The sequence below is a fragment of the Achromobacter sp. JCM 18799 genome (genome assembly GCF_055395645.1).
This window is the reverse complement of sequence record NZ_AP043866.1, coordinates 2738382-2750683: the sequence shown is the minus strand read 5'-3', so window position 1 is coordinate 2750683 and position 12302 is coordinate 2738382. Positions and strand designations below refer to the sequence as shown.

14 protein-coding genes are annotated in these 12302 nt (G+C 65.4%); 11 read left to right on the top strand and 3 right to left on the bottom strand.

From position 1 onward, the window contains the following. The first annotated feature begins 52 nt into the window (after positions 1-52). From ACZ5YA_RS13050 to ACZ5YA_RS13005, 10 genes are all read left to right on the top strand, one after another. Positions 53-997, top strand: a complete 945-nt coding sequence (locus ACZ5YA_RS13050; protein ID WP_251881195.1) for a VOC family protein — start codon at positions 53-55, stop codon at positions 995-997. A 63-nt stretch (positions 998-1060) separates the two neighbouring features. Then, positions 1061-2158, top strand: a complete 1098-nt coding sequence (locus ACZ5YA_RS13045) for an ABC transporter substrate-binding protein (protein ID WP_059379570.1) — start codon at positions 1061-1063, stop codon at positions 2156-2158. Between the two features lie 18 nt (positions 2159-2176). Continuing rightward, positions 2177-3010, top strand: coding sequence for an ABC transporter ATP-binding protein (locus ACZ5YA_RS13040; RefSeq protein ID WP_251881197.1), 834 nt, complete (start codon positions 2177-2179; stop codon positions 3008-3010). Positions 3011-3021: 11 nt separating this feature from the next. Beyond that, positions 3022-3804, top strand: coding sequence for an ABC transporter permease (locus ACZ5YA_RS13035; protein WP_118933718.1), 783 nt, complete (start codon positions 3022-3024; stop codon positions 3802-3804). Positions 3805-3824: 20 nt separating this feature from the next. Then, the gene (locus tag ACZ5YA_RS13030; protein ID WP_251881199.1) at positions 3825-4922 is read left to right on the top strand and encodes a M14 family metallopeptidase; all 1098 of its coding nucleotides are present in this window, start codon (positions 3825-3827) and stop codon (positions 4920-4922) included. Then, positions 4919-6463 carry a class I adenylate-forming enzyme family protein gene (locus ACZ5YA_RS13025; RefSeq protein ID WP_464092850.1) on the top strand — a complete coding sequence of 515 codons (1545 nt, stop codon included), beginning with the start codon at positions 4919-4921 and terminating at the stop codon, positions 6461-6463. Before ACZ5YA_RS13030 ends, ACZ5YA_RS13025 begins: the two co-directional genes overlap by 4 nt. Next, on the top strand, positions 6460-7467 hold the full coding sequence (locus ACZ5YA_RS13020; RefSeq protein WP_118933720.1) for a zinc-binding dehydrogenase: 1008 nt from the start codon (positions 6460-6462) through the stop codon (positions 7465-7467). Before ACZ5YA_RS13025 ends, ACZ5YA_RS13020 begins: the two co-directional genes overlap by 4 nt. After that, positions 7464-7880 carry a PaaI family thioesterase gene (locus ACZ5YA_RS13015; protein ID WP_059379564.1) on the top strand — a complete coding sequence of 139 codons (417 nt, stop codon included), beginning with the start codon at positions 7464-7466 and terminating at the stop codon, positions 7878-7880. Before ACZ5YA_RS13020 ends, ACZ5YA_RS13015 begins: the two co-directional genes overlap by 4 nt. A gap of 188 nt (positions 7881-8068) precedes the next feature. Beyond that, positions 8069-8779 (top strand): GntR family transcriptional regulator, encoded by a 711-nt coding sequence (locus tag ACZ5YA_RS13010; RefSeq protein WP_118933721.1) that lies wholly within the window; start codon positions 8069-8071, stop codon positions 8777-8779. Positions 8780-8792: 13 nt separating this feature from the next. Then, complete coding sequence (locus ACZ5YA_RS13005) at positions 8793-9107, top strand: hypothetical protein (protein ID WP_059379562.1); 315 nt, start codon at positions 8793-8795, stop codon at positions 9105-9107. A gap of 27 nt (positions 9108-9134) precedes the next feature. Here the strand turns inward: ACZ5YA_RS13005 and ACZ5YA_RS13000 are convergent, their stop codons facing one another. Then, positions 9135-9737, bottom strand: coding sequence for a LysE/ArgO family amino acid transporter (locus tag ACZ5YA_RS13000; protein ID WP_464092646.1), 603 nt, complete (start codon positions 9735-9737; stop codon positions 9135-9137). A 177-nt stretch (positions 9738-9914) separates the two neighbouring features. Next, positions 9915-10139: a YdcH family protein gene (locus ACZ5YA_RS12995; RefSeq protein WP_013395499.1), complete on the bottom strand. Its 225-nt coding sequence runs from the start codon at positions 10137-10139 to the stop codon at positions 9915-9917. Between the two features lie 256 nt (positions 10140-10395). Here ACZ5YA_RS12995 and ACZ5YA_RS12990 point away from each other — a divergent pair, with 256 nt between their 5' ends. Then, positions 10396-11544 carry a sterol desaturase family protein gene (locus tag ACZ5YA_RS12990; RefSeq protein WP_059379554.1) on the top strand — a complete coding sequence of 383 codons (1149 nt, stop codon included), beginning with the start codon at positions 10396-10398 and terminating at the stop codon, positions 11542-11544. A 79-nt stretch (positions 11545-11623) separates the two neighbouring features. On the opposite strand, the gene ycaC is transcribed toward ACZ5YA_RS12990, so the two are convergent. Continuing rightward, positions 11624-12250, bottom strand: coding sequence for an isochorismate family cysteine hydrolase YcaC (gene ycaC, locus ACZ5YA_RS12985; RefSeq protein ID WP_118933728.1), 627 nt, complete (start codon positions 12248-12250; stop codon positions 11624-11626). Between the last annotated feature and the right edge of the window lie 52 nt (positions 12251-12302).

The window sequence follows — 12302 nt, the reverse complement described above, 5'->3', positions numbered from 1 at the left end:
TCTTGCCTTCCCGAGTTGGTTCCCGCCCATTCAGAGAGAAGAAGGAATATCCATGACGCAGCTCCACGGCGCCCGCATCCGGGCGAACGCGGAATCGGCAGGCCCGGATCCGGTCGGACTGGATCACGTGGGGCTGTACGCGCACGACATGGGGGCGGCCGCCGCCTTGTACGAACGGCTGGGGTTTCAGCTGACGCCGCTGTCACAGCACTCCGGCACCCACGCCGTCACGCGCGAAGTGGTCAAGGCCGGCATCGCCAACCGTTGCGCCATGCTCGGCCACGGCTACATCGAGTTGGTCGCGGTGGTGGACCCGGCGCTGGACTTGCGCGGTATTCCCGACGGTTTGGCCCGCTATGCGGGCATGCACATCATCGCCTTCGATACTGCCCAGCCCGAGCAGCGCATCGCCGCGCTGCGCGAGGCCGGCTTTGCGGCCGAACCCGGCGTGCTGCAACGCTACATAGGCACGCCGCAAGGCCCCAAACTGGCGCGGTTCAGCCAGGTGCGCACGTCGCGCGACGCGATGCCTGAAGGCCTGATCCTGACCCTGCGCCACGAGACTCCCGAACTGCTCTGGCAGGAACGCTACCTGTCCCATCCCAACGGCGCCCGCGCGCTGGCGGCGGCCATCGTCGCGGTGGAGGATCTGGACGAGGCGGCGGCGCGCTATGAGCGCTATCTGGGCGTGGCCAGCACGCGGCGCGAGGGCGAGGCCTGGTTCCGACTGCATTCGGGATGGTTGGGGCTGACAACACGGGACGCTCTGCGGTCGCGCCTGCCGGGATGCGAGATTCCGGTGCTGCCGCGCCCGGCCGCGCTTGCCGTGGAAGTGGCCGACCTGTCCCGCACCGCTGCCGTGCTCGAGGCCAATCGCGTTCCCTACCTCCGCGCCAACGATCAATTGCGGGTGGCGGCCGAACATGCGGGCGGCGCAAGCCTCATTTTCTGCGCCGGCGCCGGCGCGGCCTTGCCCTGGGATTGCGCGGGGCGCTGATCCGGCGGGCAGTCTGCAGTACCGATATCCAGCTAGTACTTCAAATAAAACAGGAGCAGCAGCATGATAGGTATCGCAAATCCGAAGCGCCGCGTCCGGCGGGGGATCCTGGCAGCCGCAGCGCTGGTAACGCTGAGCGCCGCTGGCGGCGCGGCGAACGCGGCGGAGAAAGTCACGTTCGCCTACGGCACCAACATTTCGCTTTCCAACGCTCCCACGCTGATGGCGGTGGGCATGGGCTACTTCAAGGAAGCGGGCCTGGACGTACAGGCGACCTTCTTTCAGGGGGCCGCGGTGATGCTGCCGCAGGTCACGCAGAAGCACATCACTTTCGGCTGGATCACACCGGATCCGCTGGTGATCTCGCGCCAGCCGGGCCGCGATCCCCTGCCGGTCAAGATGTTCTACAACGGCATCTACCTGTCGCCGTTCGACGTCGTCGTCACCAAGAACAGTCCGGTCCAGTCGCTTGCCGACCTCAAAGGCAAGAAGATCGGCGTGGGCGCCATGTCCTGGGGCAACCTGGCGGTCACCAAGGCGATGATGAAGAAGATCGGGCTGGAACTGCAGCGCGACTATGAGTTCGTGCCCGTGGGCGTGGGCGCGACGGCGTTGCGCGCGGTCAGCGATGACAAGGTGCAGGCGCTGAATCTGTTCGATACCTTCCACGTGCAGATCGAACAGATGGGCGTCGAGCTGCGCCGCCTGCCCATGGGCCAGAACTATCGTGAACTGTTCTCCAGCGGCTGGATCGCGCACGAGGATACCCTGCGCGACAAGCCGCAACTGGTGGTGGCGTTCGCGCGCGCTGCGGCCAAGGGCGTGGTCGCCTGCAACGCCAATCCGGAAGCCTGCGTGAAGAACTTCTGGACCCTGTATCCGGCCACCAAGCCGGCCGAGGGGAGCGAGGAGAAAAAGCTGGCGGACGCCGTGCAGATCCTGAAGGTGCGCCTGGCCACCATGCTGCCGGAACAGGGCGCCGGGAAGATGGGCTACTACACCGAGCAGTCCTGGAAGGACTATGTGGAGGTTTTGCACGAAGGCGGACAGCTGAGCACCGGCAACGTGGACGTCAAGCCGCTCTACACCAACGAGTTCGTCAAGGACATCAATGATTTCGACGCCGCGGCCGTGGTGGCAGCGGCCCAGCGGCTCAAGTAGATGCGAGCCGGAATCCCTATGAACTCCCTGAATCTATCCCTGGTTGAAGGCGGGCGCTCGCCAGCGCGTCCGGACGCCGCCGGCCGCCCCTTGCTGACGGCCGACAATGTGAGCGTGGTCTACCGCAGCAGCAAAGGACCGATCACCGCCGTCGACAATCTGTCGCTGCAGCTGGGCGCTGGTGAATTCGTGTCGGTGCTGGGGCCGTCTGGTTGCGGCAAGTCCACGCTGGTCAAGGTGTTCAGCGGTCTGCTGACGCCTTCCAGCGGCAAGGCCTTGCTCAGCGGCACGCCTATCGACAAGCCGCGCGGCGACGTCGGCATCGTGTTTCAACAACCCACGCTGCTGCCCTGGAAAACGGTGCTGGACAACGTGCTGGTGCCGATCCGCGCCTTGCGCAAGGATACCGAGGCGGGCACCGCCCGGGCGCTGGAACTGCTGCGGCTGGTGGGCCTGGAAAAGTTCGCGAGCAACTACCCCAGCGAACTGTCGGGCGGCATGCAGCAGCGCGTCGGCATCGCCCGCGGCCTGGTGCATGACCCCGCGCTGCTGCTGATGGACGAGCCGTTCTCCGCGCTGGACACCATGACCCGCGACCGCATGAGCATAGAGCTGCAGCGCATCTGGATGGCCACGCGCAAGTCGGCCTTGTTCATCACGCACAGCATTGCCGAAGCGGTGTTCCTGTCGGACCGGATCGTGGTGATGTCGGCGCGCCCGGGGCGCATCATCCGCGAGATTTCCGTGAACCTGCCGCGGCCGCGGACGTTGGCGACGCTCAACGACCCCGAGTTCACGCGCCTGTGCGCCGAACTGCGGGAACTGTTCGATCAGTTGGTGAAGTTCGACTAGCGGAGGCGTTCGTGTCCCGATCCATCAAATCCATACTCTATCCCTTGATCACCGGGGTGCTGCTGGTGATCCTGTGGTTCGTCAGCATCCGCGTGTTCTCGGTGCCCAACTACCTGCTGCCCGCGCCCGAATCCGTGTTGCAGGCGCTCAAGACCGGCTATATCGACGGGCAATACTGGCCGCACTTTCTGTTCACGCTGCAAAGCACCGTGTACGGCTACCTGATAGGTTGCGGGCTGGCTCTGGTGGTGGGAACCATCCTGGCCGAGTCCGAGACCTTCGAGCAGTTCATCTATCCCTACATCATCGCCCTGCAGTCCACGCCGAAAGTGGCGATCGCACCCTTGCTGCTGGTCTGGTTCGGCTTCGGCATGGCCTCCAAGGTCGTGATGGTGGCCTTGATGAGCTTTTTCCCGATGTTCATCAACACGGTGGTGGGCATACGCCAGGCCGACCCGGCCATGCTGGATCTGATGAAGGCCTTTGGCGCCTCGCGCAGCCACGTGTTCTTCCACGTCAAGCTGCCCGCGGCCTCGGGCCACATTTTCGCCGGCCTGCAGATCTCGGTGGTTCTCAGCCTGATCGGCGCGGTGGTGTCGGAGTTCATCTCGTCCAGCAAGGGGCTCGGCTATCTGATCCAGTCGGCCTCGGTCAACATGGACGTTGCCACCATGTTCGCCTGCCTGTTCAGCCTGGTGTTCATCGGCCTGACGGGCACCAACCTGATCCGCTACCTGCACCGCAAGCTGGTGTTCTGGGACAAATCGACCTCGGCCACCGTGCAGGCCGAGTAGGCGCACAGGAGAACTCATCCATGGAATTCCATCAATGCTACGCGCTCGACTATGGCCGGGCGCGCGACAAGTTCCGGGCGGCAGCCGCGGGCGCAGGCGGACGCCTGGCCGAGTACACGCACGCCGGCGCGCGGGCGCCGGGCGGCACGGCGCTGGTGACCGACGTGGCCTGCTTCGGCCGCGCCGACGCGCCGCGCCGCCTGCTGGTGATCAGCGGCACGCACGGACTCGAGGGCTTCTTCGGCTCGGCCGCGCAGATCGCGTGGATGCTGGGCGGCGGCCCCGCGGCGCTCGACCCGGACGTGGCGGTGGTCATGGTGCATGCCATCAACCCCTGGGGCTTCGCGCACCTGAGCCGCACCACTGAAAACAACGTGGACCTGAATCGAAACTTCATCGGACATGAGGGAGCGCCGCCCGCCAACCCCGACTATGCGCTGCTGCATCCGCTGCTGCTGCGCGACGAATGGAGCCGCGCGGAGGTTGCGGCCGCGCAGCAGGCCATGGAGGATTTCGCGGCCAGCCATGGCGAGGATCGCTTGTACGACACGCTGGCGCGCGGCCAGTACTCCCATCCGGACGGCCTGAACTACGGCGGCAAGGGACGGGAATGGTCCAACCTGACGCTGGAGCGCATTGTCCGCGACCACCTGGCCGGCGCGGCCAAGGTCGCCCTGATCGATTGGCATACGGGCATAGGCGGATACGGCGAGCCGTTCTTCCTGTGCTTCAACGAGGAGGGCGGGCCGCTGCATGACCTGGCGGTGCAGTGGTGGGGCAAGGAGCGCATCGTCGGCCAGCGGCCGCACGGCAAGTCGCGCCCGAATTATCAAGGCCTGTTGTTCTATGGCGTGCAATCCTTCCTGGGCGACGTGCCGATGTGCGGCGCCGTGATCGAGTTCGGCACGCGCGGCTGGCACATGCGCCGCTTGCTGCGTCTGGACCTGTGGCTGAAATTCAAGGCGGACCCGGAGAGCGAGCGCTACGAGATGCTGCGCGCGGACCTGCTGGACTCGTTCTGCCCGGTGGACCAGATCTGGCGCGAAGGGACGCTGCGCCACTCGCAGGAGATCACGCGGCAGGCGGTGGAGGGGCTGACGGGCTGGAAGGATGCATAATGGCCGCATCCGCCAACCTGGGCGTGCTGTTTTCGCCGGACCACGACGCGAGCGCCGTCGCCCTGATCGACCTGGGCGGCGAGACCGGACCGCGCACTTATACCTATGGCGAGCTTGATGCGCAGGCCGACGGCGTGGCGCGCGGGCTGCGGGCGCGCGGTTTGGCCCCGGGCGCGCGGGTGGCGATCCTGTCGGCCAATCGCATGGAGTTCCTGGCCGCCTATCTGGGAATCATGCGCGCCGGCTTGGTCGCGGTGCCGGTGAACCACCGGCTGCCAGCGGCAGGCATCGAGTTCATCCTGCAGGATTGCGGCGCCAGCCTGGTGTTCTGCGACGCGTTGCGGCGCGGACTCTGCACGGCGCAATTGCCGATGGTCGAGTTCGGGGCGGACGGCCCTGAAGGCTATGCCGCGTTCCTTGTTCCTGGCCCCAGGGAGGCAGAGCCCGTGGTCCCGGGGCAGGCCGCCTTGTTCCTTTACACGTCCGGGTCCACCGGTCGTCCCAAGGGCGTGATGCTGTCGCACGCTGGCTACCTCTGGACGGTGCGCCAGCGCATCGCGGCGACGGATTACTCAGGCCACCGCTTCCTGGTGGCGGCGCCCCTGTATCACATGAATGCGCTCAACACCGTCAAGCTGGCGCTCGCGGGCCGGGGCAGCCTGGTGCTGATGCCGCAGTTCGAACCCGCGGGCTATCTGGACGCGATACCGCGCTACCGCTGCACCTGGCTGACCGCGATACCCACCATGATCGCGTTGCTGGCCCGCGAGACCGCGCTGGCGGCGCAGGCGGACCTGTCCTCGGTGGCCATGGTGCGGCTGGGGTCCGAGCCGCTCACGCAACGCATCGCCGACAGCGCGCGCGCCATGTTTCCGCGCGCGGCCATCGGCAACGGCTACGGCGCGACCGAAACCGGCGCGCTGGTGTTCGGCCCGCATCCCGACGGGCTGGCGCAGCCGGTGTTGTCCGTCGGGTATCCGCACCCGGCGGTGCAGGTGAGGCTGGTCGACGGCGACAACCTCGACGCCGCGGCAGGCGTGCTGCAAGTCCGCTCCGCGGCCCTGATGCTGGGCTATCACGCCTTGCCGCAGCAGACCGCGGCGGCCATGACGGAGGACGGCTTCTATATCACCGGCGACGTGATGCGTCGCGACGAGAACGGCTTCCATTACTTCGTGGGCCGGGCCGATGACATGTTCGTTTGCGGCGGCGAAAACATCTATCCCGGCGAGGTCGAGAAGATGCTGGAGCGTCATCCCGCCATTTTCCAGGCTTGCGTCGTGCCGCTGCCCGATGCGCTCAAGGGCATGAAGCCGGTTGCGCTGGTGGTGCTGCGTCCCGATGCGGTCTTGTCCGAACGGGAGGTCAAGGACCACGCGCTGGCTCATGGGCCGGCCTATCAGCACCCGCGGGCGGTGCGCTTTGTCGACGAGATGCCCGTCAGCAGCACGGGCAAGGTCAACCGCAAGGCGGCCGCGCAGCTGGCCGCCGAGCTGATGTTCAACCCAACCATCCTCAATCAGAGCAAGGAGCATCCATGAAGGCAGTAGTCATTCACGGACATGGCGGTCCGGAGGTCATGCAATATGACTCCGCGTTCCCCGATCCGAAGGCGGGCGAGGGCGACGTGATCCTGCGGGTCAAGGCGACGTCGATCAACTATCACGACGTCTTCACGCGCCGGGGCATGCCGGGCATCAAGCTGGATTTCCCGGTCATCATGGGCCTGGACGTGGCCGGCGAGATCGTCGAGGTCGGCTCGGGCGTCGAGGGCTGGGCGGTGGGCGACCGGGTGCTGGTCGATCCCATCAACCGGGCCGAGGGCGGCCTGATGGGGGAAACCGTCCACGGCGGCCTGGCGGAGCTGTGCAAGGCGCGCGTGCACCAGCTGATCCGCATCCCGGACGGGGTGAGCTACGAGCAGGCGGCGGCCTTGCCGGTGGCCTTCGGCACGGCCTACCGGATGATGCACACCATAGGACAGGTCCAGGCCGGGGAAAAAGTGCTGGTGCTGGGCGCCAGCGGCGGCGTGGGCGTGGGCTGCGTGATGCTGGCGAAGATTGCGGGCGCCGAGGTCGTCGCCTGCGCCAGCAGCGAGTCCAAGATGCAGCGCCTGCGCGAACTGGGCGCCGACCATGTCATCAACTACTCGCAGGCGGATTTCGCCCGCGCCATCTACGAACTCTATGGCAAGCCGCACCGTCGCAAGTTCGATGGCGGCGTCGACGTCGCCGTGAACTTCACCGGCGGCGATACCTGGGTCAAGTCCATGCGCTGCCTGCGGCGCGGCGGCCGGCTGCTGACTTGCGGCGCCACCGCGGGCTACGACCCGCAGACCGATCTGCGTTTCATCTGGACCTTCGAGCTGAATATCCGCGGCTCCAACGGCTGGATGCGCGAGGATCTGGATGCCTTGCTGGCGCTGGTGCAGTCGGGAAAGATGCAGGTTCCGGTGGACCGCGTGCTGAGCCTGGATGAGGCGGGCGAGGCGCTGCGCCTGATCGAGGACCGCGAAGTCATGGGCAAAGTGGTGGTGACGCCATGAGCGAAGTGATGACGATCGAAGAAATGCAGCAGCGTCTGCAGCGGGCTCCCTTCAACAGCTTCATGGGGCTTACCGTGCTGTCCGCCGACTACGACAGGCAGGAGATCGTGATGCAGATGAAGCTGCGTCCGGAATTCGAGCGCATGGCGGGCAGCGGGCAATTTCATGGCGGCGTGATCGCGGCGATGATAGACGCGGTCGGCCAGTACGTGCTGATGATGATGCTGGGCAAGCCGCTGGCGACCATCAACTTCCGCACGGACTATCTGCGTCCGGCCACCAACACCAGCCTGCGCGCCGTGGGCCGGGTGCTGCGCATGGGCAAGAGCATATGCGTGTCGGATGTGGAGGTGCGCGACGATGCCGACAAGCTGGTGGCGGTAGGCCGCGCCAACTACGCCACGCCATCCTGAACGCGGCCGGCGGCCCGCCGGGCCGCCGGCCGCGATGCGTCCGGAGCCATTACAATCATCAACGCTTGCCCCCCTCTGATCGAGGCCGAATTCGCAGCCGCGGCGAACGTGATCCGCTCGCCGCCGCGCCGTCTCCCGCCGTGATGCCCGGCGGCCGGCGCAGGCTTCCGCAGCCCAAGACGAAAACAATGAACATGACAAGCATTGAACCGGCGGAAAAAGGTCGACGCGCTTTCTCGCACGTGCTGGAGAAGCTGCGCGAGATGGTGATTTCCTATGAAATCAAACCCGGCGAACGCCTCAATGAGGTCGCCCTGGCCGAACGCCTGGGCGTCAGCCGCACGCCGGTGCGGGAGGCCTTGCATCTGCTGGCGCGCGACGGTTTCCTGGAGGAAGCCGGACGCGGCTATGTGCGGCGCCAGCTGAATCTCAAGGAAATGATCGATCTCTACGAGACCCGCGAGGTGCTGGAACTCGCCTGTCTGCAACTGGCCTTCGAGCGCGCCACGCCGCAGAAACTGGATGCGCTGGAGGCTTTCCTGGCGGACAGCCGCAGCAAGTCGCCGGACCTGCCGGTCACGCAGCTCGTGCACCTGGACGAAACTTTCCACCAGATGCTGGCGGAGATGTCGGGAAATCTGGAATTGCAGCGGGTGTTGGGCAACGTGAACGAACGCATCCGTTTCATCCGCTGGATCAACATGGAACGCATAGGGCGCGACAAGACCCAGGCTGAGCATGTTGCGATACTGGCCGCCCTGCGCGCGGGCGATCTCGCCGCCGCGCAGCGGAACCTGCGCAGCCATATTTCCAAGCGTACCGAACAGATCAAGGAATCGATCGCGCAAGGGCTGGCCCGGATCTACCTGGACGGGGTCGAAGACCTGCACGACGCCTGAAAAGGAACACACAATGAGAACATCCTTGCTTTTCCTGGCCGCCATCGTGACGGGCTGCGCCAGCGGTTCCAGCGACCTGCTGACCGAATCGAAGGTGGCCGCCATCAAGCTCAACGTCACCACCTACGAAGAGATGGTGCGGGACTACGGCCCGCCCCGCTCGCAGGGCGTCGGCCGCGATGGGCTGACGACGGCCACGTGGTTCTATTTCGACAACAGCGCCTATGGCGCGATGGACAACCAGCAGACGCTGACCGTGATCTTCAACAAGGACCGCACGGTAAAGGACTATGTGAACGCGTCCGCCGGGTCCGGCAAAAGCCGCTAGGCCGCGCAGGGGGCTGCGGCCCAGGGGTCAGAGCACCAGCTTCAGCCCGATCGCGAACATGGCCGCGGCGACGCAGCCGTCCAGCACCCGCCACGCATTGGGATTGGCGAAGACCGGCCGCAGCAGGCGCGCGCCGTAGCCCAGCGCAAAGAAGAAGGCGAACGACGCCGATATCGCGCCCAGCGCGAAGGCGGTCTTGTGGCCGTCGTACTGGCTGGAGACCGAGCCCAGCAGCACCACGGTGTCCAGATACACGTGCGGATTGAGCCAGGTCAGGGCCAGGCAGGTCGCCAGCGCGGCGGCGCGTCCCGTGGTCTGGGTGGATGAGGGCGTGAGGCTGTCGTGGCGGGCGCGCAGCGCCGATATCAGGCTGCGCGCGGAATAGGCGAACAGGAATAGCGCGCCGCCGTAGCGCAGCGCGGACTCGAGCCAGGGCAGGGCGCCTACCGCCAAGCCGAAGCCGGCCACGCCGGCGCTGATCAGGATGGCGTCGGACAGGGCGCAGGTCAGGCAGACGGCAAAGACATGTTCCTGGCGCAGGCCTTGGCGCAGTACGAACGCGTTTTGCGCGCCGATCGCCATGATGAGGCTCAGGCCGAGCAGGAATCCGGGAATGTAGGCGGTGGTCATCGTCAACCTTGGATCAAGGGCGACAGACTAGCCTTGGACGCAAGATTAGGAAAACTAATTACCCTAATCCCTATTTAGCTGACCTAATTCAGCGCAGATTCCGGCAGCCAGAGAATGGCCGACGATGGCGGCAAGGGACCGGCGTTGTCCGATGCCGCCAGCAGCGATGCGATACCTTCAACTGCCGCCCTGGTCGGCAGCGCGCAGGATGCCGTACAGCTTGTCCTTCAGGTGCAGTTTTTCCTTCTTGAGCACTTCGACCTCGTTGCCCGACGCCGGCTGGATACCGGCCTCCATGTTCTTGATTTCCTGGTCCAGGTCATTGTGACGCTGGAACAGCGCGGAGAAATGCGCGTTTTCGGATTTCAGTTGGGTAATGAGGTGGCGGTATTCAGGGAACATAGGGGCCTCTTTAAAGAACCGGTTGATGGGCACTGCGGGAAACCGGGGAACCTGATGATCCATAAAGCTTTCGATTCCATGACACGCCAACCCCGCGCCCTTGTCAACCATCCGGGTGCATGCCTTCCGTCTGAGAATTGATACCGCGCAAAGTGGGGGCAGGGACGCCATTCTGTCGCGCCTGATCACGTTTTATTACATTGAGATCCGTCCCCGGCGATAAACTCGCTTCCCCGTGGTCTGCCATAAATTTGAAATGAATCAGCGCGCGTCCATCCTTCGCCAGGTCTTACAGCTTTTCAAGCAGGACGGGAGGATCCACCCGGGTACGGGCATGATGAGCGGCGTGATCGCGCTGTTCCTGGCGATCCTGGCGGTCCTGGGCGTCCTGGCGTTTCACTTCCCCGCCTACCTGACCACGCCGGAGCTGCGCAGCTTCTACAACGTGGACGCGATGCGGGGCCTGCTGTTCACCGCGCTGTTGATTTCGGGCACCATCGCGCTAGCCAACACCGTGCTGGGCCGGCAGCGCTGGCTGAACATCGCCGCTTTCGTGCTGGTGTGCGGCGCGGTGGCCGCCGGCGGCAGCAACGTGGTGGTGACCACGTCCAACACCGGCCACCATCCCTACCTGGGCCTGGACTGGTTCATCCTGGACCTGCTGGCTTCCAGCACCGTCTTCATCATTTTCGAGAAGCTGTTCCCGCTGTACCCGGGCCAGCCGGTGTTCCGCGGCGAATGGCAGGTGGACATGAAGCACTTCCTGTTCAACCACCTGTCGGTGGGGGCGGTGCTGCTGTGCATCAACTTTTTCGTGCACCGGCTGTTTTCCTGGGCGGCCTACGAGCCGCTGCAACAGGCCATCGTGTCGTTGCCTTACCTGGTGGAGCTGTTCCTGGCCGTGCTGGTGGCTGACCTGGTGCAGTACGCGGCGCATCGCGCCTATCACGAGGTGCCGTTCCTGTGGCGCATCCATGCGGTGCACCACAGCACCCGCACCCTGGACTGGCTGGCCGGTTCGCGGCTGCACATCGTCGAATTGCTGATCACGCGGGTCGCGGTGCTGGGCGTGCTGTTCGCGCTGGGCTTTTCCAAGCCGGTGCTGGACGCCTACATCATCATCGTCGGCTTCCAGGCGGTGCTGATCCATTCCAACGTGAGGCTGCCCTGGGGCTGGCTGCGCTACATCATCGTGACGCCGGACTTCCACCATTGGCACCACTCCTCGGATACCGAGGCCATCGACCGCAACTACGCCGCCCACTTCTCGTTCATCGATTACGCGTTCGGCACGGCGGTGCGCGGCGTGAGCAAGCGCCTGCCCGAGAACTACGGCATCCTGGACAACGACATGCCAGGCACGTTCCTGGCGCAGCAGGCCTACCCGTTCGCCCGCAAGAAATGAAACGGCGGCGCGCCCGGTGCGCGCCGCCGTGGAAGTCCGCGCCAGCCGGTCACGCGCCTGGGCGCGGCCGACGGGGACCTTACCTGCTGCCCTTGACGGTGGAGTAGGCCGCCATCAGGTTGCGGTAGTCGGGAATGTGGTTGGAGAACAGCGTCCCCAGGCCTTCGATGTCGTTGCGCCAGTCGCGGTGCAGCTCGCAGGCCACGCCGAACCAGCTCATCAGTTGCGCGCCAGCCTGTTCCATGCGGCTCCAGGCGGCATTGCGGGTCACCTCGTTGAAGGTGCCGGACGCGTCGGTCACGACAAACACCTCAAAGCCTTCCTCCAGGGCCGACAGCGCCGGGAAGGCCACGCAGACCTCGGTGACGACGCCGGCGATGATCAGCTGCTTCTTGCCGGTGGCCTTGACGGCCTTGACGAAGTCCTCGTTGTCCCAGGCGTTGATGTTGCCCGGGCGGGCGATGTAGGGCGCCTTGGGGAATTTGTCCTTCAGTTCCTGCACCAGCGGGCCGTTGGGGCCGTCTTCGAAGCTGGTGGTCAGGATGGTGGGCAGCTTGAAATAGTCGGCCAGGTCGGCCAGCGCCAGGACGTTGTTCTTGAACTGGTCGGGCTGGAAGTCCCGGACCAGGGACAGCAGGCCCACCTGGTGGTCGACCAGCAGCACCGCGGCCTGGGTCTTGTCGAGTTTCACATAGGGCTTGGTCATTGCATACTCCATGAGGGAATTGCGCGCCCTGCGGCGCGCGGGGAACATCCGG